Origin of the sequence: Amycolatopsis sp. lyj-112 (assembly GCF_046549055.1) — a bacterium.
Classification (GTDB): domain Bacteria; phylum Actinomycetota; class Actinomycetes; order Mycobacteriales; family Pseudonocardiaceae; genus Amycolatopsis.
This window is the reverse complement of the sequence record NZ_JAJPWS010000005.1, coordinates 93779-111779: the sequence shown is the minus strand read 5'-3', so window position 1 is coordinate 111779 and position 18001 is coordinate 93779. Positions and strand designations below refer to the sequence as shown.

The window sequence follows — 18001 nt, the reverse complement described above, 5'->3', positions numbered from 1 at the left end:
ACTTGTGTCAACCGTTGGGCTTCAAATGGCAGGATCGTTCTGTGTAGGCTGTCCGCATGGGATCACCGGAGCACGCCCTGGACGACGCCGACCTCGACCTCGTGGCCGCGCTCCAGCTCGCGCCGAGAGCGACGCTGAACACCGTCGCCGAGATCCTCGGTACGTCGGCCAGCACGGCCGGGCGTCGTATCCAGCGGCTGCAGCAGCTCGGCCTGCTGCGTTTCATCTGCACCGTGCACTGGTCGCTGCTCACCACCGGCAACCCCTACGTGGTGTGGATCCGGTGCCGCCCGGGCATGATCACCGAGGTCACGGCCGCCATCCAACGGGTGCCGCAGGTGCAGTCCCTGTTCATCACCACCGGCGACTCGGATATCTACTGCACCCTGTATCCCTTGCCTGGCACGGATATGCGCCGCCTGCTCACCCGGACACTGCCCGACACGCCCGGTATCGCGTCCATCCAGTCGCACCTCGTGCTGCGGGCCCCCCGGCAAGCGGTGGCCTGGCGTCTCCACCGGCTGCCCGAGGACCAGGCGGAGGCGCTGCGCGGGCAGGCCGACTCGGTGCCCAGCCCGATGCCTGCCGCTTTGGGGCCGCTGACCGAGGTCGAGTTCAGCACGCTCCGGCTTCTGCTCGACGACGGCCGGATCTCCGCGGCGCAGGTCGCCCGCGATCTCGACATCAGCCGGTCCACCGCCTACCGGACCATCCAGTCACTGCTGGAGACCGGCGCCGTCCGGCCCAGAGTCGAGATCGAACCCGCCGTGCTCGGCTTCCCGATCACCGCGCTGTTCACCCTGGACGTCCGGCCACAGCACGTGCCCGCCGTATTGAGCGCACTCGGCGAGCATCGGCACGGGCGGTTCACCGCGATGACGGCCGGGCCCGCTTCGGTCCTCCACCACGGCGTGTTCACCGACGAGGAGCACCTGTCCCGGTTCGTCACCGACGACCTCGGCGCGCTGCCCGGCATCAACGGCCTCAACATGTCGACGACGCTTTCCGTGCTGCGACGTCAGTGGATCGACCGCGACGAGGACCATCTGCTGGCGCAAGGCGCCCGCGACATCCTCTCGCCGGACGGGGTGCTCGCGGGATCGTGACGGACGGCCCGGAATTGTCGGTGCCTGATGCCATGATCGACACGCCCGAGATTCCCTTGGGCTGGGTGGGTAACCCGGCTGGGCGGCGTCACTCGACGAGGGCGCCGTCCAGCACCCGCGTGCCACGGCCGCTGTCGGACCCCGGTGGTGCCGGGAATTTCCCGGCACGAGATCATCTCCGGCGAGCTGTTCGGAGTTCTGTTCATGTTTCTCCGTGAAGCTCTTGTGCACCATGGCGCGGAGGCGCAACACGAGGGGTGACAGATGGATTTCCAGGTCGTGCCCGGAGAAATCAGCACGCACGCACAGCATGTCGACGGGATCGCCGATCGGCTGGGCACCGCGCTGGCGGCGGCGAAGACCGCGGCCATGTCGGATGAGGCCTATGGCCTGATCTGCGCGTTCGTACCACCGTTCATCAACCCGGCGGAGGAGAAAACGGTCGACTCGATCACGGCCGCGATCGACGCCGTCCGAGCCACCGCCGCGAACCTGCGCACGGCCGAACAGTCCTACACCGAACAGGACACCGCGAACGCCGGAGTCCTCCGCCAGCACCTCGACGCGCTCGCGACAATGCCAGGAGAGACGAAGCAGCGATGACCAATCCTCTTGTCGCCGCACCGAAGGATTCCACCACCGCGGTGTCCGGCGTTCCGCTGCTCGAATCCGCCACCGAACTCAAGGCGTCGATCGAAAGCGGTGACTGGGCGGCCGTCGCGATGGGCGCGGTCGGCACCGCCATGGACGCCGTGTCCGCCGCGCTCGACCCGTTCGGCACCATCCTCGCCGCCGGGGTCGGCTGGCTGATGGAGCATGTCGGGCCGCTCAAGGAGGCGCTCGACGCTCTCGCCGGGTCGCCGGACGAGATCGCGGCGCACGCGGAAACCTGGCAGAACGTCGCCGGTGAACTGGGCTCGATCAGTGGCGATCTGGACGCGATGGTCGTCGCCGACACGGCGAACTGGTTCGGCACCTCCGCCGACGCCTACCGCACACGGGGCGCCGACATCGCGGCGCTGGTCGGGGCCTGCCAGCAGGCCGCGGACGGAGCGTCCTCCGGCACCAAGATCGGCGGCGAGGTGGTCACCGCGGTCCGCACGCTGGTCCGCGACACCATCGCCGAACTCATCGGCAGGCTGATCAGCTGGGCGCTGCAAGTACTGTTCACCCTCGGAATCGGGATGGCCTGGGTGGTGCCCCAGGTCGCCGCGGCCGTCGCGAAGACCGCGGCCAAGATCGCCAACGTCACCACCAAGCTGGTCAAGGCGATGAGCGCCCTCGCCCCGCTGATGAAGAAGGCGAGCGGCATCTTCGCCGACGCGGAGAAGGCGCTACGCAAGATCGACGCGGGCAAGGCCGGCCCGGGCGGAAAGCCCGGCGGCCCGAAACCGGGCGGCGAGTACAACGGAACTCGCGGTGGCGGTGGTGGCGGCAAGGGAAAGCAGCCCAAGCCCCAGCCCAACCCGCCGCTCCCGCCGTCGGAACTCGGGAAATTCGACAATCTCACGCCCGCGCAGCAAGAGGCCGCGCGCAAGTCGAAACAGTGGATTCTCGACCACCAGGACAGTGGCCAGTTCGGCGCCTGGCACAACAAGGTGGACGACAACAAACTCTCGTCGCTGGGGCTGGGCAACAATCCCCAGGGCGGTGCCGGGTCCACCTGGGGTGGCCGGATCTACGGCAACCACGGCGCGGAAGGCAGCAAGATCGGGAACGAGGGCAGGCTCCCGCACGACGGCAAGGGCAACGTTCCCCAGCCGACCGGGCCGGACGGAAAGCCGATGAAACCGTACGACGGCAAGTACTACGAATTCGACGTCCACCCGACGCCGCGTTATGACAACAAGCCCATCCGGGACCCCGACCAGTACACGGACTTCCACGGGAAACCCTTGCCGGAGTCGCAGCGGGTGAAACCGGATCGCATCATCAAGGACGAGAACGGCAAGTTCTACTATTCGCCGAACCACTACGGCGGGTTCTTCCCGGTGCCGTGACGTGAGCGGGCGGCGACATCACCCGTCCAAGGTCCGTTTGATCACGGTCATGCCCTGTGTCATGGCCGTGGTCATCGGCGCGGCCAGGTCGTCGGGAAGCACGTCCCGGGTCCACACCAGCCGGCAACGCTCGGCGCCGTCGGCGACGACCTGCATGACCGCGTTGTCGTGCTCTACGTTGCCCCCGACGACCGAGTAAACGATGCGGCGCGAGTCGTGGTCGACGGTGACCCGCCGTTCCCGGACGACCGTGCCGTCGGCGAAGGTCACCACTCGGCAGTCGGCCTCGATCCGGGTGTCCACGACGAACCCCGGCGCCATCCGCGAGGGACCGGTGTCGAAGTCGCCGAGCACCTCCCAGACTTTCTCGGCGCTGGACTCGATCAGGATTTCTTGGGTGATGGAAGCCATGTCTCCTACCTGTGTCGGACGTGTGCACATCCTGCGCCGAGGCGGCCGCGCCCGTCTTGAAGATCCTTGCGGAATTGTCGGTGCCTTCGCCTAGCCTCCAGCCGTGCTGTCCTTCGTCGCCCTCGTCAGCCGCCCGGACTTCGCGGTCACGGCGGTGGACTGCCGTGATGATCACCGGGCCTGGTCGGAAGAACAGTCGCGTGAGGACGTGCGGGTCGTGCTCGTGCGCGAAGGTGGGTTCCGCCGGCGCGTCCGCGGCGTCTGCGCGGATCTCGACCACGCTGTCGGCTATCTCGGGCTGCCCGGCGAGGAAGAGCACTTCGCCCACCCCGCCGGCGGGGATGCCTGTACCTCGATCAGCCTGACACCCCTGCTCTGGCGTGCCCTCGCCGGCGATTCACCACGGCTTGAAGGTTCGGCGCTCTACGTCGACGGCAGGCTCGACCTCGCCCACCGGCGCCTCCTGGCCGCTATCCGCACCGCTGACGCCGACTACGCCGCCGCTGAAGGGCTGGCGGGTCTGCTGGCCGAGATCGTCCACCGAGTCGTCGCCACGACCACCCCCGGCTCCGTCGGTGCCGGCGACCAGAAACTGGTGGCCGCGGCCCGCGACGTGATCGGCGAGGGGAATCATCCGGCCGCGGGCGGGCTGATTCCCCTCGCCGCTCTGTTAGGTGTCTCGCCGTACCGGCTGAGCCGGGCTTTCAGCCGCGAGCTGGGGGTATCGCTGACCCGCTACCGAAACCGGGTCCGGGTGACACGCGCCCTGGACCGGCTGGAAGCCGGCGAACCCAGCATCTCCGTCCTGGCCGCCGATCTCGGTTTCGCGGATCAGGCGCACCTGTGCCGGACCATGCGGGAGCACTTGGGTCACACACCCACCGCGCTACGCAGACTGCTCGCCTGAAGCAGCGGCGTCATCGACTCCGCTGCTCATCGGCGGATTCGGCGGTCCACGGCCATCCAGTTCGTTTCCCACGTCGTTCCGCCGTCGGCCGAGAACGCCTGCTCGAATCGTGCCTCGTCCGGGCTCGGGCGGGTGATGAGGAACCGCACCTTGATCGGACGTCCGCCGAGCTGGTCGTCGCCGTGGAATTCACCCACGCCATTGCGGAATCCGCCGTACACCGCGGGGGTGAGCAACCCGTCGCGCATGTTGATGAAGGTCAGGCTCCACCGCTGCGCCTGCGGCTCGTACAGCCGCAGGTTGAGGGCGTTGATGCTCCCGTTCGGCCCCGAGACCTGGAACTCGAGGGCGTCCGCCCGCCGGTCCATGAGTGGACGGACGACGCTGGTGCCCGCGAACTGGAGCCACACGTCCGCGGATTCCGAGAGCGGCTCGGCGAGGACCCGCACCGTGGAGCGCCAGCTGCCGATCTCCCAGTCGAAATCTCGTTGGCCGTCGGCGGCCGTCTGTGACACGAGAGATGGCGACACGGGAGACGGTGAAGCGTCGCCCGACACCGCCGTCGCGACCAGCATGAGGGCCGAAAGGCCCGCTATCAGGATTCGTCTATATGGCACGGTCATGGTTCGACTATCCGAGTGGAGCACGGCCATGGACAAGAAGGCACCTGCAGGTAACCCCTCGCGCCCCAACCCGCTTCCCGGTTGCCCGATGGCCGCGGCGTTCGCCGCGATCGGCGGGAAATGGAAACTGACCCTGCTGTACTGGCTCGCCCATGGCGAGTCCCACTTCGCCGGCCTCCGCCGCAGAGGCACCCCGATCACGCCCAAGGTGCTGGCCGAACAGCTGCGCGAACTCGAAGCCGACGGGCTCGTCGAACGCGTGGTCACCGGGCCGGTCCCGGCGCGCGTCATCTACCGGCTCACTCCCTATGGGACCACTGTCCTGCCCGTCGTCGAAGGAGTCCGGGTCTGGGGCGAGGCTCACCTTCAGCTCACCCGCGGTGAAGCCGCACCGGATGCGGCGATGGGCTGCGCCGGCGCGATCGGGTAGGCGCTACCGGCCTGCCGCGGTCCAGGAGATCAGCTTGCCCATATTCGCGACATAGGTGCTGCCGTTGATCACCAGCGGTCGCTCCTTCGGCTGGTACGGCGGCTCTTCGGGCGGGGTGAGCGAGTCGTACGGTGAGGTGTCGTAGACGTCGCCCACGTGCTTGCTCATGTACGCCTTGCCGAGATAGGGCGTCGCCGGGGAGGGACCGCGGTACGGGTTGGTGATCGCGTCCGCCGGGGTCAGCCAGTAGTCGTTGCCGCCGAGCCTGCCGACCAGCGCCGTCGCCTCCGCGTCCGAGACGACCGGCAACTGTGGTGGTGCGCCGAGGAAGAGGTCGGTCAGCTGGGGCTCGCGCGGGGTGAAGTAGCGCGGGAGCGGAACCGAGACGCCGCTGAGCGGCGAGCGTGCCTTCAGGTCGGCGACCTGTGCCGGGGTGAGCGACTTCAGTTGTTCGTAGGTGGCGCGCAGGGCACCGGTGTCGATCGCGCGGCCGCCGGAATAGTGGCTCAGCGTCGCGCGGTGGTCGTTGTCGGTGTAGTAGGCGCCGTTGCGGATGTTGGAGCCGAAGCGGTGGACGAAGCGCGCCCGGTTGGTGCCCAGGTCGACGAAGGTCGGGTGGGTTCGCCCGGCCAGCAACGGATTCTCCGCGAGTTGCTGTGCGGTGAGCGGGCAGCTGTCGAGCCAGGCGATCGCTTCGGGAACCCGCTCGAGGTAGCCGTGGTCGCCGGTGAGCCGGAAGTAGTGGAACAGCTGCTGCACGTTGGTCTGCGTGGTGTGCGTGGTCAGAGCGCGCGGTTCGTAGGAGCGCGCACCCGCCGGGGCGCCCGCGGGCCTGCCACCCGTCGCCTTGGCCAGGTGCTGCAACGCCCAGCCCGCCTGTGGCCCTGGTTGCTGGAGGCGGCGCAAGCAGCCCATCGCGCGGCGGATCGGTTCGGCCAGCCCCGGCTTGTCCAAAGTGGACATGCACATCAGCAGGAATTTGATGTTCTCGCCGAGCACGTCGTCGTTGAAGGTGACGTGGCCGGTGTAGTCACCGTCTTCCATGCCGTGCCGGACGTCGCCGGGCAGCCACGACGGCCGTGCGTCGGGCCACGGCGTGTCCTTCACCGCCCCTGCGAACCGGGGAAAGCGCTGCGGCCAGCCGCCGTCGGCGATGCCACCGCGGATCTGCGCCTTCACCACGAACCTGAGGACCCGGTCGAGTGCCGCGTGGAAGCGATGATCGCCGCGTTCCAGGTACAGGCGGAGGATGAACTGCGCGGCGGAGGACGTGCCGGCGTCGTCGAAGGTCGCGTTTCCGTAGTAGTGCTGGAATTCCTCCAGCCGCCAGCCGTTCGCGCCCACGGTCTCGTACCACTTCCGCAGCGACTTCGTGCCCGCGAAGTCGTGCACGTAGTTCCAGCCGCCGCCGGGCAGCTGGACGGCCGCCAACGCGAGTCCGGTGCGCGCGGCGGCGCGGTAGAAGCACTCCTCACCGGTCGCGTGGTAGGCGTCGAGCAGGCTGTGCCCGATCGACGGCGTACCCGGTGGCTGTACCCAGCACATCGTGCGTTCGGCCGCCATTTCGCCCCAGGTCTGGGACAGGTCGGGCAGGTAGCTCCAGACATAGGCGCCGCGATGGGAAAGCTGCTCGTCGAAGTACGCCGCGGCTCGTCGCATCGCCACCGGAACTCCCGGTGCGGCGGCCGGAGCGAGGGTGGCGGCCCGGGCCGCCTGGTGTCCGCCCGCGAGGGCGGCGACCGGGACAGCGGTGGCGAGGAGACCGAAGCTGCGGCGCGTGAGGCTCATGATCACAACTCGATTCATGTATCTGAACGTCGTCCACATTTGTAAACGCATCCTGAGACCTGGGAGCGCTCCCGTCAACCTGGTTCGTCCGCCTGGAGCAATATCGGTGAGCCGCGGTGCGCCTGGCCTCGCAATTCACCAGTGTGAATCGGCAATCGGTGAATGACTGTTGACGCCGCACCGGTTCATTGGTCTCCTGTTCTCGGCGCCGTTCGGCCCGGATTCCGGATCACAATCCTTTTCGGACATTCTCATTTCTCGACCGCAAGGAGGCGGCGAAATGATTCTGCGCTCTTCTCGGATTCTTTCAGTTCTGACATTGGCGGTGGTCACGTCGGCGACGGTGGTGACCCCGGGCGCGAATGCGGAAATCTCCCTACAGGCGGCACCGATCGGCTGGGCGAGCCAGAACGGCGGTACCAGCGGCGGCGGTGGTGCCCCACCTGTCACGGTCACCTCCGCGTCCGCATTGAGTTCGGCGATCAGCGGAACCGGCGCGGCGGTCGTCCGGGTATCCGGCACCATTTCCTGCTCCGGCATGCTCAAGGTGGGCTCGAACAAGTCCATCATCGGCAATTCCGGCGCGACGATCGCCGGCTGTGGCCTGACTCTGAGCGCATCCAAGAACGTGGTGATCCAGAACCTGTCCTTCCGGGGCTGGAACGACGATGCGATCAACGTCGAGAAGGCGTCGACCAACGTGCTCGTCGACCACAACACGTTCACCAACGGATACGACGGCGCCGTGGACATCAAGCGCGCGTCCGATTTCATCACGGTTTCCTGGAACAGGGTGCACGGGCACGGCAAATCCATGCTCCTCGGGCACAGTGACGACAACGGAAGCCAGGATCGCGGCAAACTCCGCGTCACCTATCATCACAATTACTTCGACGGTTCCGGAACACGGCATCCGCGGGTGCGCTTCGCCAATCCCGTGCACGTCTTCAACAACTACTACCGGGACAATGAATACGGCGTCGCGTCCACCTGCAACGCCGGCGTGCTGGTCGAGAACAACCATTTCGACAACGTCGACGAACCGACGCTGGTCGGCTACGCGGATTCGCCGGCGGGCACGCTCGTGCAACGCGGGAACCTGTTCACCGGATCCGGTTCGCCCGAGGCGAGCGGGAGCGTGGCCGGGATTCCGTATTCCTACAGCCTGGAGTCCGCGAGCGCGGTCAAGGGCAGCGTGACCGCCGGAGCCGGGGCGGGCAAGATCCAGCCCTGACCGGCCTGGCCGCTCCGGAGCCTGCGTGCTCCGGAGCGGTGCCCGGCGGCCTCAGGGGCGTACGAGCACGGAAAAGTAGATCGGCTGGCGCGTGGGCAACAGTTCCCGGTCCTGCTCGTCGACCATTTTCCAGAAGACCTTGCAGTCGACCGGGGCCGTCGGCGGCGTGCTCACGGTCACCGTCACCTGGACGTGCTGCTGCGGGGCGGTGTCGTTAATCGGGATGCGTTCCGGGGTGCGACAAGCACCGGGGGCGACCGGGAGATCGGTGCGGCGGAGATAGCGTTTCCGCCATTCGACCGTGCCGGTGTTCTTGACCTCCCACACCTTCACGAACTGGGTACCCGGTTTGACCACGGTCTCGTCGGGGACGGTCACGTCGGCGATGAACTTGCTCGAGTCGCCCGGGTGGTGCGGCCCGGCCGGCCCGGCGGCCTGCGTCTCCTGCTCACCTGGAAGCAGTACGACCACGACGGCCGTGATCGCGGCGATGAGGACGATGGCCAAGGGCACGAGGACCCGCTTCGATCGCCACCACGCCGCGGGCGGCTCGGCGGCCGGTTCCCTCTCGGCGGAGAGCACGAGCTGGACGCCCTGCCATCGGGCGTGCCATTCCTCTTCGTCACCGTCGCAGGCGCGCACGAACTCGCGGACGGTCTCCCACGGCTGCAGCCGACGTCCGGTGACGGTGAGATGCAGGGTCGCGTGAGACACCGCGCCGGACTTCGCGGCCATCTTCCGAAAAGACGGCTCCCCGGCGCGCGTCCGCAGCTTCCGCAGCTCGGACATGAACGCTTCCAGCTCCGGCGTCCGCTCTCCCGTTTGCAGTCTCGGCACGCTCCCCCTCGCGATCGTGTCAGATCCGGACACGATTTCCGTCACTCTGCGCGGCCGGGCAACTATACCGCGAACTCCCCCGAGATCGCCGTGCCGACCAGCGGATCCGTCGCCGTCCACCCACTGTCAAACGTTGTCAACCTGCGGTTTTTGACGTCAGACGTTCCGTCCAGGAGGTTCCGGACAGGCCCCCGGACGGGCCACTGTCGGACACAAGCTGCTCACAGGGAGCAGCATCGACAGAAGGAGTGGTCATGCGCAAGGTGGCAACCGCCGCGATGTTCACCGCCCTGTCCGGAGCCGCGCTCATGGGCATGACGGCGGGACAGACCGCGGTGGCCGCACCCGCGGTGAACATGGAATCCGTCGTCAAGGCGGCCATGTGGGACCCGTACAAGGCCGACCAGTCGGTCACGCCGGGTTCCGGTGAGAGTGTCAAGGCTGTCGAGCAGGCACTGGCGGCGAAGAACATGCTCGACAAGAAGCAGGTCGACGGTCACTTCGGCACGTCGACGGTGGCCGCATACGCGAAGTTCCAGAAGTCGCTCGGGCACAGTGGCCTGGCCGCCAGTGGCCTGCCCGGCAAGGGCTCGCTGACCGAACTCGGCAAGGGCCGCTACACCGTGACCGCGCCGATCAGCGTCGGCGCGAAGACCAGCCTGGACGGCAAGACGGTGAACAAGCGCACCGCCGACATGATCGCGGCCGCGGAGAAGAAGGCCGGGGTCAAGTTCACCGTCACCCAGGGTTCGTACAACGCCGGCGGTGTCGGCGCCTCGGGTGGCACCCACGACGGCGGCGGCGCGGTCGACATTTCGGTGAACAACATCTCCAACAAGGACGCGGCGGTGAAGGCGCTGCGTGAGGTCGGGTTCGCCGCGTGGCACCGTACGCCGAGCCAGGGCAACTGGGTCGAGCACATCCACGGCATCGCGATCAGCGACACCGACATGTCGCCGCAAGCGCAGGCTCAGGCCGGTGACTACTTCAAGGGTCTGAACGGCCTCGCCGGCCACGCCAAGGACGACGGCCCGAAGGTCAAGAAGGTGACCTGGGAGGAGTCCAAGCGCTGACAGCGCGGACGACATCTCGTGAAGGGGCGGGCGGCTTCGGTCGTCCGCCCCTCACTGTTCGGTGGTCGAGGTGCGGTTTTGTCGTAGGTGTTCGGGAGAATGCCGAAATGACCGAAACACCTGCCGCAGCTGACTCTGAGCGACGGTTTCATTTGGAGGCTTTGCGCGATGTCGTTCAGGCCGAACTGGCTGCCGCCGGGTTGCCGGTCGCCCCCGGTGACGGTCCGATGGGTACCGCCGGAGCGGTTGTGACGGTCGACGTGCCGGACTTGCACGGCGTGTTGGTCGACTGGCGAGAGCACGATGTCCTTGTCGATGCCGCACAAGAAGCCTGGTTCGAGGACCCGCATCGGGAAGGCGAGGAATGCGCCGCGTTCAAGCGGTTGCTGTCCACGATCGGCGAGGCGATGTCCACAGCGATGCGGGCCATCCTGACGGCCGCCGGATTGGAAGTGTCCGGCACCGACAACGACTACGCACCCCACGAGCTCTTGATTACCCGCAGGGTGGTCCCGTCGGTGTGGCGTGCGCGGCGAGACGCCCAGTTCAGCCGGCGGTATGAGTCGATGGTCGCGGCCTGGAAAGTGCGGAATGCCGCCGAATGCCCGAAGCCGGACTGCGAGCACCACAGCGGTCTGAACGTGACCTGAGGTCGAGGCTATTCCGCCGGTTGCGATGGCCGATCCTGTCAGCGTTCGGTGGTCGAGGTGCGGGTCGCGGTGTACACGGCGAGCACGAGCGCGGCGGCGAAGACGAGATACGTGAAGGAGAGGTCTGTCGTGCCGGAACTGAAGGCCCCTCCCGCCGCGCGACCGAGCAGGCCACCGAAGGCCTCGGCCGTGATGACCGCGGCGGCCAGTTCAGTCGCGTCGAGGTCACTGGTGCCGGGGGTCGTCGACAAGATGTAGAGGGCCGGGTAGGCCAGGCCGACGCCGACTCCCGTGATGGTCCAGCCGATCAAGGCGACCGTGAAGGAAGGCGCCCCGACGGCCGTGGCCGTGACCCCGGCGGCGGCAACGGCCAGGCCGATCACCGGGAAACGACGTTTCGCCTTGCCTCGTACGAAACGAGGGACGGTGAGACTGGTGAGCGCCCACGCCAGCGGTGCGGCACTGAGCACGATGGCCGCTTGCCCGAGCGTGGCCCGGTAGGTGTCGGTGAGCAGGACCGTGACGAGGCTGTCGGCACCGAAATAGCCGACGGCGAACAGCGTCATCGAGGCCAGCGCCGAGGGCGTGCCCCGCGCGAGAGTGCCCGTCCCCCTGGGCATGATGGCGCTGATGCCGATCGCCGCCACCAAGGCCCCGGCGGCCGCGATCGGCCACCATCCGGTCCCGAGCACGATCCCCGCGACGCCGATCGGGGCCAGCAGCGTACGGCCCAGAGGTCGTGCCGCCGTTGCCTGTGGCTGTTCACCGCGGGTGGCGCGGACGACGAACAGCCGTCCGATGAGGACGAACGGGACCGGGACGAGCAGGGTCCAGCGCCAGCCGACGAGATGCTCCATCCCGAGTGTCGCGGCCGGCCCCACCATCGCGGGCAGGATCCACATCGCCGACGACGCGGCGACCACCCTGATCCGCAAGGGCTCGTCGAGATGCCGGATCGCGGTGCTCACTCCGAACACCGCCAGCAGGCCGCTCGCCGAACCTCCGGCGAACTGCCCGAGCCCGAAGACCCAGGCGTGCGCCGCGGTCGCGGCCGTCACCACGCCACCGAGGTAGACCGCGACGGCGACGCCCAGCGTCCTGGCGGCTCCGAGCACCTCGAGCGTCCGGCCCGCCAGCGGCAGGGCGACGAACAGTCCCAGCGTGGACCCCGCGATGAGCAAGGCCAGCTGATCCCGCGCCCCGAGGTCGGCGGTCACCACCGGCAACAGCGTCGACGCCACGAAACTCGTCACCGCCGCGGCGAATTCCAGCGCGACGATGCCCCCCGCCAGCAGCAGAGTGCCGGCACCGCGGCCCGAGGCCGCTCCGGTCACGTATACAGCTCGCGGTCGAACAGGTTGATCTGCACCCACACCCCGTCCGGATCCCGCACTCGCAACGACTGCCCGAAGTTCTCGTCCATCACCAGCCCGGTCTCGAAACCGGCGGTGCTCACGCGCTCCGCGACCTGTTCGAGGGGCTCGTCGCTCTCGAAGGCCACCTCACAGCGGCCGCCGTCCTGCTCGTCGTCCAGATGGACGGCCACCGTGCCGCTTTCGCCGGCCAGTTCCACCCAGTTCCCCGGCCGCGAGGCCGACGCCGGCTCCACGCCGAGCGCCTCGTAGAACCGGACCAGCGCGGCGGTGTCCTTCGTATAGCGGATCGCGATCACCTTCACTGCTGCTCATCCCCTTTCTGCCGCAGGTACGCCTCCAACGCCCGCTCCACGAAGACGGACAGCGACACCTCCGCATCCACGGACGCGTGCTTCACCCGCCGCACCAATTCCCCCGGCAGATAGATATTGAACTGCTGCTTGTCCGAAGGCATGGCTAGCATGCTAGTAAATTAGCCGCCGGAACGCCAGGGTCTTAGTGACGACGGGCGCCCGATTGCCGCCTATATGTACCGTTCTGAGCAAGGTCTTGAGTGGCGATTCGTATACCCACGGCCGGGCCCGGCGTTCCGCGTGGTCACGGTGCTGACGATGAAGGAATTGGGACACTCAACGTCCCAATTCCTTCATCGTCGCCTGGTGCTCTGGGGTTGTCGGGTGTGGTGTGAGTGTGGAGGATTTGGGACGTTGGATGTCCCGAATCCTCCACACTCACGGGGGTCGTTAGAACGACCCGAATCACTCACGACCACCTGTACCGAACCAGCCGGACTACGCGGGGGCAGGCACGAGCAGGCCGAAGACGCGCATCGCCACCTTCTCCTCGGGAAGCGGCGCCTGGTGCTCCGCGATCACCGCCTCGCCGCGTGGCCACGGCTCGCTGTTCAGCAGTACCTCGTTGGTCTGCAGCCGCCCGTTTTCGTACGCGACGAACAGGCGTAATGCGTGCGCTTTCTGGACGAGAGGCTCGGCACGCAGCGACTCCAGCAGGCTGTCCAGCAGAGGGCTCACCGACGGCGCGTGTTCGAGGAACAGGTTGATCTGGGCGCCCAGCAGCAGATGGAACACCCCGTCCGGGTGTTCGTAGCGCTCCCGCTCGACCTGGTCGGACGCGGTGCCGGGGCGCAGGAGGCCATCGATGATCGGGTGCAGCGCGCCGCCCAGGAACACGGTCACAGCCTGGCCGATCGCCTCGCGCCAGGTGGCCCCGTACCCGGCGAAACTCTCCACCAGCCATGGCTTGGCCAGTCCCGGGTGGGACAGGGCGAAATCGACCTGGACGATCACCGCTCCGGCCGGGGCAGGGTGGACGACGAGCTTCGCCTCGGCCTTCGCTTCGCCGTCGAGTGAGGTGCCGTGCTCACGAAGAAGGTCCTCGAACACGGCTTGTGGCGAAGGCACGCCGCCATCGCCCTGCTCGACCGGCTCCAGGTCCTTGATCAACGCCGCCTCGCCGAGGACGATGTCCGGGAGTTCCACCCCGTCTTTCATCGCTTCGTTGATCACGCCGAAAGTGCTGCTGCGCACCGCGATCCGCTCGAACTCGCCACGGTGCCCGTGCTGCGCGCGGTCGAACGCCGCCACGAACACCGGTTCGTCCGAGAGTTTCAGCCGCCCGCCCGGAGCCACTACCCCGTCCGGATACGACGCGGCCGGCAGCAAACGTTGCGTGTACGCCATCGGCAGGAAGACCAGCAGCCGTTCGGCCAGCCACGGTTCGACGCCCGTCCCGGTCAGCCGCTCCCACACCTGGTCGTCGCTCGGTGGTTCCTCGCCGGCACAGAACGCGGCGATCCCGACCTCGACGGCGGCGTCCAACTTCACGGATTCGATCACCTCGTAAGCCTATTTCCACCGTGTTATCGAGTGTTGCGGGCGTACTCGTTGCGCCGAGTAGAGCAATCTCGCGGCTTTGCCGTCATGGGGTTTCCCGTCGCACGTCGGAGTGTCGCCGGGGCAATCGCCCGGCGACACTCCGACGTAGAGGGGTCAGGCTGATGTTCGTACAGAGCAAGTCGACCGACGAGATTGGCGAAATCGGTGTCTGGCTGACGGGCGAGTTCGGCGGTCGCTTGCCCGCGACCATGATCAGCAGGGTGCTCAACGCGAGCAGACGTGATCTCGAAGGCCGTATCGACACCGAGGAACTGGCCGAAATGTTCCACGCCCTGTGCCGCTTCCGGCTCCAGCGGATCCTGGCCGCGCAAGAGCAGACCAAGATCACGATTCCCGCGCCGTCCATCTCCCGGCGGCGATAGCCGCGTTCCCGTATTGGGGACTACGTCACTCGGCGCCCACCACGGAGCGGCGATGTCACGCAGGGTGTGCGAGGGTGACGTCATGGCCGCCTCCCGCAGACGATTCGCAGTGTCCTGGACGACCGTCGCCCCGGTGCTCGCGCTGCTCGTGCTGGCGCTGAGCTGGGGTCGCGAGCTCGGTCCGGTACCGGTGGCGCTGGTCGCGATCGCGCTGGCGGGAACCGTGCTGGCCGCGGTGCATCACGCCGAGGTGGTCGCCCATCGCGTCGGAGAACCCTTCGGCTCGCTGGTGCTGGCGATCGCGGTGACGGTCATCGAGGTGGCGCTGATCGTCACGATGATGTCCTCCGGCGGTCCCGAGGCCGGGACGCTCGCCCGCGACACGGTGTTCGCCGCGGTGATGATCACGATGAACGGCATCGTCGGCATCTCGGTCATGGTCGGCGCCCGCCGCTACGGCGAGACGCACTTCAACCCGGAAGGCAGCGGCGGCGCCCTCGCCACGGTCGCGACGCTCGCCTCCGTCACTCTCGTACTGCCGACGTTCACCTCCACCACCCCCGGCCCCGCGTTCAGCGGCACGCAGCTCACCTTCGCCGCCATCGCCTCGCTGCTGCTCTACGGCCTCTTCGTGCTCACCCAGACCGTGCGCCACCGCGACTTCTTCCTGCCCGTGGAAACCGATGGCTCGATCAAAAAAGAGGAACACGCCGAGCCGCCCACGAACAAGGCCGCGCTGATGAGCCTGGGCCTTCTGTTGCTCGCCTTGGTCGCGGTCGTCGGCCTGGCGAAGGTCGAATCCCCCGCGATCGAGGCCGGGGTCCGCGCGGCCGGCTTCCCGCAGTCGTTCGTCGGCGTCGTGATCGCTCTGCTGGTGCTGCTGCCCGAGACCCTCGCCGCGACGCGGGCCGCGCGGCGCGACCGGATGCAGACCAGCCTCAACCTCGCCTACGGTTCGGCGATCGCGAGCATCGGGCTCACCATCCCGACGATCGCGCTGGCGTCGATCTGGCTGGACGGGCCGCTGCTGCTGGGCCTGGGCGCGACTCATATCGTGCTGCTCGCGCTGACCGTCGCGGTCAGCGTGCTCACCGTGGTCCCCGGCCGCGCGACCCGTCTGCAGGGCGGCGTGCACCTGGTGCTGCTGGCCTCGTTCCTGGTGCTCGCCGTCAACCCGTGACGCGAGTCCTCTTCGGACGGTGTTCTGTCGGTGGGCGCGGGTAATCTCTGTCCCGTGAACGCTCGGGAGCGCATCCAGGAACTCGCTGATCAGATCGTCGTGCTACGCGACGCCTACTACCGCGGATCGCCGAAAGTGGCGGACGCCGAGTACGACGTCATCGAGGACGAGTTACGCGGCCTCATCGCGGCGAACCCCGAACTGGCGCCCGATCCGAACCCGCTCGACCAGGTCGGCGCCCCCGCGGTGCTGCACGCGCCGATCCGGCACTCGCGCCCGATGTTGTCGCTGGAGAAGGCGACCAAACCCGAGCAGGTCGCGGCGTTCTTCACCCGGTTCCCCGGCCAGTCCGTGGTGGTCATGCCGAAGCTCGACGGCCTGTCGCTGGCCCTGGTCTACGAGAACGGACGGCTGGCGCGAGCGGTCACCCGCGGCGACGGCACGACCGGCGACGACGTCACCATGCTCGTGCGGGCGCTGACGGACGGGGTCCCGGACCGGGTCGACGCGCCCGGCCGGGTCGAAGTGCGCGGTGAGGCGGTCATGCTGCGCTCCACCTTCGCCGCGTACAACAAGGTGCACGCGGACAAACCGCTGATCAACCCTCGCAACGCCGCCGCGGGCACCCTGCGGGCCAAGGATCCGGCCACCGTCGCCGAACGACGTCTGCGGTTCTTCGCCTTCGACCTGAGCACCGAACCCGACAGCGCGGACACCGACCTCGACGGTGCCCTGCGGACGCTCGGCTTCACCGCCGCCGACATGCGGCACTGCGACGACGCCGAAGCGGCGCAGGCCGTGATCACCACGATCGAACAGCAGCGCAACGACCTCGACTACGACCTCGACGGCGCCGTCCTGCGGCTCGCCGATCGCGACGCTTACGCCGCCGCCGGTACCCGGTCGAGCTCACCCCGAGGCGCGCTGGCGTTCAAGTTCGCCGCCGAGGAGAAGACCACCGTGCTGGCCGACGTGGTCTGGGATGTCGGCAAGACGGGCAAGATCGCCCCCGTCGCCTGGCTGGAGCCGGTGTTCGTGGGCGGGACCACGGTCACCCGCGCGACGCTGGCCAACCAGGAGGTGATCCGCGCCCGTGGCATCAAGATCGGCGACACGGTCCTGGTGCGCCGCGCCGGCGACGTGATCCCGTTCGTCGCCGGTGTTCTCGACGCCGAGAAGCGCACCGGTGAAGAACGTGAGATCGTGCCGCCGTCGGTGTGCCCGTCGTGCGAAGAGCCGTTGACCGAACAGGGCAACAGCCGGGAACTGTTCTGCACCAACGTCGCCTGCCCGGCTCAGACCGTGCGGCGCCTGATCCACTGGGCCTCGCGAGCCGCGGCCGACATCGACGCCATCGGCGGAGTCTGGATCGAACGGCTGGCCGAGGCCGGGATCCTGGAGCATCCGTCGGACTTCTACCGGCTCACCAAGGAAACACTGCTGGAGTTCGACCGTATCGGCGAGATCTCCGCCGCGCGCATGATCGAGTCGATCGACGCGAGCCGTCAGGTCGGGCTGCGCCGGGCACTGATCGGGCTCGCCATCCCGATGGCCTCGGAGGGCACGGCGGCCCGCCTGTGCCGAGCGGGATTCGGCTCACTGGAAGCCGTCGTCGAGGCGGGCGAAGACGGACTCGTTGCCGTGGAAGACATCGGGCCCAAGGTCGCCGCCTCGCTGATCGAGCACCTCACCCGGCTGACGCCCGAACTCGAACGTCTGCGCGAGGCCGGCGTCTCGCTGGACGTCCGCGACGAAGACCTCCCGCCGGTCGTTGTGGCCGGTGCACCGCTGGAAGGCAAGACAGTGGTGGTCACCGGCTCGATCAGCAACCCGCGCTCCGGCGAGAAGGTGCCACGCCCGACCTTCCAACGGTTGTGCGAGAAGGCCGGGGCGACCATCGCGTCGTCGGTCTCGGCGAACACCGACATGCTCATCACCGGTGCCGATGTCGGCGCCGCCAAGATCGCCAAGGCCGAGAAACTCGAGGTCGAGGTCGTGGACCAGGGCGTGATCTGGCAGCAGCTGATCGCGGCCGGCGTCGTTTAGGGGCTCGTGAGTGGTAGCGACGGTTCTGACAGACGGTTCTGACCGTCACTACCACTCACGAG

19 protein-coding genes are annotated in these 18001 nt (G+C 68.0%); 11 read left to right on the top strand and 8 right to left on the bottom strand.

The features are described from left to right. Nucleotides 1-56: 56 nt before the first annotated feature. The 3 genes from ACLJRL_RS18985 to ACLJRL_RS18975 all read left to right on the top strand — a co-directional run bounded on the left by ACLJRL_RS18985 (nt 57) and on the right by ACLJRL_RS18975 (nt 3106). Nucleotides 57-1106: an Lrp/AsnC family transcriptional regulator gene (locus ACLJRL_RS18985; protein ID WP_410657539.1), complete on the top strand. Its 1050-nt coding sequence runs from the start codon at nt 57-59 to the stop codon at nt 1104-1106. 264 nt (nt 1107-1370) lie between these two features. Then, a complete protein-coding gene (locus ACLJRL_RS18980; RefSeq protein WP_410657538.1) occupies nt 1371-1709 on the top strand; it encodes a type VII secretion target in 339 nt (112 codons plus the stop codon). Next, nucleotides 1706-3106 carry a WXG100 family type VII secretion target gene (locus ACLJRL_RS18975; protein WP_410657537.1) on the top strand — a complete coding sequence of 467 codons (1401 nt, stop codon included), beginning with the start codon at nt 1706-1708 and terminating at the stop codon, nt 3104-3106. The genes ACLJRL_RS18980 and ACLJRL_RS18975 overlap by 4 nt, the downstream gene beginning before the upstream one ends. Nucleotides 3107-3124: 18 nt before the next feature. Here ACLJRL_RS18975 and ACLJRL_RS18970 read toward each other — a convergent pair whose 3' ends face one another. Beyond that, nucleotides 3125-3517, bottom strand: coding sequence for an SRPBCC family protein (locus ACLJRL_RS18970; RefSeq protein ID WP_410657536.1), 393 nt, complete (start codon nt 3515-3517; stop codon nt 3125-3127). A gap of 103 nt (nt 3518-3620) precedes the next feature. On the opposite strand from ACLJRL_RS18970, the gene ACLJRL_RS18965 reads away from it, so the two are divergent. Beyond that, the gene (locus tag ACLJRL_RS18965) at nt 3621-4424 is read left to right on the top strand and encodes a helix-turn-helix transcriptional regulator (protein ID WP_410657535.1); all 804 of its coding nucleotides are present in this window, start codon (nt 3621-3623) and stop codon (nt 4422-4424) included. Between the two features lie 26 nt (nt 4425-4450). Here ACLJRL_RS18965 and ACLJRL_RS18960 read toward each other — a convergent pair whose 3' ends face one another. Next, on the bottom strand, nt 4451-4939 hold the full coding sequence (locus ACLJRL_RS18960; RefSeq protein WP_410657534.1) for a hypothetical protein: 489 nt from the start codon (nt 4937-4939) through the stop codon (nt 4451-4453). 136 nt (nt 4940-5075) lie between these two features. Between ACLJRL_RS18960 and ACLJRL_RS18955 the strand changes: the two genes are divergently transcribed. Continuing rightward, nucleotides 5076-5477, top strand: a complete 402-nt coding sequence (locus tag ACLJRL_RS18955; protein ID WP_410657533.1) for a winged helix-turn-helix transcriptional regulator — start codon at nt 5076-5078, stop codon at nt 5475-5477. A gap of 3 nt (nt 5478-5480) precedes the next feature. Here the strand turns inward: ACLJRL_RS18955 and ACLJRL_RS18950 are convergent, their stop codons facing one another. Next, entirely contained in the window at nt 5481-7265 is a 1785-nt protein-coding gene (locus tag ACLJRL_RS18950) for a pectate lyase (RefSeq protein ID WP_410657532.1), read from the bottom strand. 169 nt (nt 7266-7434) lie between these two features. On the opposite strand from ACLJRL_RS18950, the gene ACLJRL_RS18945 reads away from it, so the two are divergent. Further along, nucleotides 7435-8499 (top strand): polysaccharide lyase family 1 protein, encoded by a 1065-nt coding sequence (locus ACLJRL_RS18945; protein ID WP_410657531.1) that lies wholly within the window; start codon nt 7435-7437, stop codon nt 8497-8499. 51 nt (nt 8500-8550) lie between these two features. Here ACLJRL_RS18945 and ACLJRL_RS18940 read toward each other — a convergent pair whose 3' ends face one another. Next, entirely contained in the window at nt 8551-9336 is a 786-nt protein-coding gene (locus tag ACLJRL_RS18940; protein WP_410657530.1) for an NBR1-Ig-like domain-containing protein, read from the bottom strand. Between the two features lie 254 nt (nt 9337-9590). Here ACLJRL_RS18940 and ACLJRL_RS18935 point away from each other — a divergent pair, with 254 nt between their 5' ends. Next, nucleotides 9591-10409: a peptidoglycan-binding domain-containing protein gene (locus tag ACLJRL_RS18935; RefSeq protein ID WP_410657529.1), complete on the top strand. Its 819-nt coding sequence runs from the start codon at nt 9591-9593 to the stop codon at nt 10407-10409. 107 nt (nt 10410-10516) lie between these two features. Next, nucleotides 10517-11059, top strand: coding sequence for a hypothetical protein (locus ACLJRL_RS18930; RefSeq protein ID WP_410657528.1), 543 nt, complete (start codon nt 10517-10519; stop codon nt 11057-11059). A gap of 38 nt (nt 11060-11097) precedes the next feature. Here ACLJRL_RS18930 and ACLJRL_RS18925 read toward each other — a convergent pair whose 3' ends face one another. The 4 genes from ACLJRL_RS18925 to ACLJRL_RS18910 all read right to left on the bottom strand — a co-directional run bounded on the left by ACLJRL_RS18925 (nt 11098) and on the right by ACLJRL_RS18910 (nt 14291). Continuing rightward, nucleotides 11098-12393: an MFS transporter gene (locus ACLJRL_RS18925; RefSeq protein WP_410657527.1), complete on the bottom strand. Its 1296-nt coding sequence runs from the start codon at nt 12391-12393 to the stop codon at nt 11098-11100. Next, complete coding sequence (locus tag ACLJRL_RS18920; RefSeq protein WP_410657526.1) at nt 12390-12737, bottom strand: VOC family protein; 348 nt, start codon at nt 12735-12737, stop codon at nt 12390-12392. The genes ACLJRL_RS18925 and ACLJRL_RS18920 overlap by 4 nt, the downstream gene beginning before the upstream one ends. Continuing rightward, the gene (locus tag ACLJRL_RS18915; RefSeq protein WP_410657525.1) at nt 12734-12889 is read right to left on the bottom strand and encodes a ribbon-helix-helix protein, CopG family; all 156 of its coding nucleotides are present in this window, start codon (nt 12887-12889) and stop codon (nt 12734-12736) included. Before ACLJRL_RS18915 ends, ACLJRL_RS18920 begins: the two co-directional genes overlap by 4 nt. A gap of 337 nt (nt 12890-13226) precedes the next feature. After that, a complete protein-coding gene (locus tag ACLJRL_RS18910) occupies nt 13227-14291 on the bottom strand; it encodes a DUF6348 family protein (RefSeq protein ID WP_410657524.1) in 1065 nt (354 codons plus the stop codon). A 161-nt stretch (nt 14292-14452) separates the two neighbouring features. On the opposite strand from ACLJRL_RS18910, the gene ACLJRL_RS18905 reads away from it, so the two are divergent. The 3 genes from ACLJRL_RS18905 (at nt 14453) to ligA (ending at nt 17939) form a co-directional block, all read left to right on the top strand. Further along, entirely contained in the window at nt 14453-14713 is a 261-nt protein-coding gene (locus ACLJRL_RS18905; protein ID WP_410657523.1) for a hypothetical protein, read from the top strand. Nucleotides 14714-14795: 82 nt separating this feature from the next. Then, nucleotides 14796-15893 (top strand): calcium:proton antiporter, encoded by a 1098-nt coding sequence (locus ACLJRL_RS18900; protein ID WP_410657934.1) that lies wholly within the window; start codon nt 14796-14798, stop codon nt 15891-15893. 54 nt (nt 15894-15947) lie between these two features. Then, nucleotides 15948-17939, top strand: a complete 1992-nt coding sequence (gene ligA, locus ACLJRL_RS18895; RefSeq protein WP_410657522.1) for an NAD-dependent DNA ligase LigA — start codon at nt 15948-15950, stop codon at nt 17937-17939. Nucleotides 17940-18001 lie beyond the last annotated feature (62 nt).

What these genes read in the sequence shown, in the direction of transcription:
- ACLJRL_RS18930 (WP_410657528.1), top strand. Translation starts at nt 10,517, where the DNA reads ATGACCGAAACACCTGCCGCAGCTGACTCTGAGCGACGGTTTCATTTG.
- ACLJRL_RS18935 (WP_410657529.1), top strand. Translation starts at nt 9,591, where the DNA reads ATGCGCAAGGTGGCAACCGCCGCGATGTTCACCGCCCTGTCCGGAGCC.
- ACLJRL_RS18905 (WP_410657523.1), top strand. Translation starts at nt 14,453, where the DNA reads ATGTTCGTACAGAGCAAGTCGACCGACGAGATTGGCGAAATCGGTGTC.
- ACLJRL_RS18985 (WP_410657539.1), top strand. Translation starts at nt 57, where the DNA reads ATGGGATCACCGGAGCACGCCCTGGACGACGCCGACCTCGACCTCGTG.
- ACLJRL_RS18915 (WP_410657525.1), bottom strand. Translation starts at nt 12,889, where the DNA reads ATGCCTTCGGACAAGCAGCAGTTCAATATCTATCTGCCGGGGGAATTG.
- ACLJRL_RS18970 (WP_410657536.1), bottom strand. Translation starts at nt 3,517, where the DNA reads ATGGCTTCCATCACCCAAGAAATCCTGATCGAGTCCAGCGCCGAGAAA.
- ACLJRL_RS18900 (WP_410657934.1), top strand. Translation starts at nt 14,796, where the DNA reads ATGGCCGCCTCCCGCAGACGATTCGCAGTGTCCTGGACGACCGTCGCC.
- ACLJRL_RS18975 (WP_410657537.1), top strand. Translation starts at nt 1,706, where the DNA reads ATGACCAATCCTCTTGTCGCCGCACCGAAGGATTCCACCACCGCGGTG.
- ACLJRL_RS18955 (WP_410657533.1), top strand. Translation starts at nt 5,076, where the DNA reads ATGGACAAGAAGGCACCTGCAGGTAACCCCTCGCGCCCCAACCCGCTT.
- ACLJRL_RS18950 (WP_410657532.1), bottom strand. Translation starts at nt 7,265, where the DNA reads ATGAGCCTCACGCGCCGCAGCTTCGGTCTCCTCGCCACCGCTGTCCCG.
- ACLJRL_RS18980 (WP_410657538.1), top strand. Translation starts at nt 1,371, where the DNA reads ATGGATTTCCAGGTCGTGCCCGGAGAAATCAGCACGCACGCACAGCAT.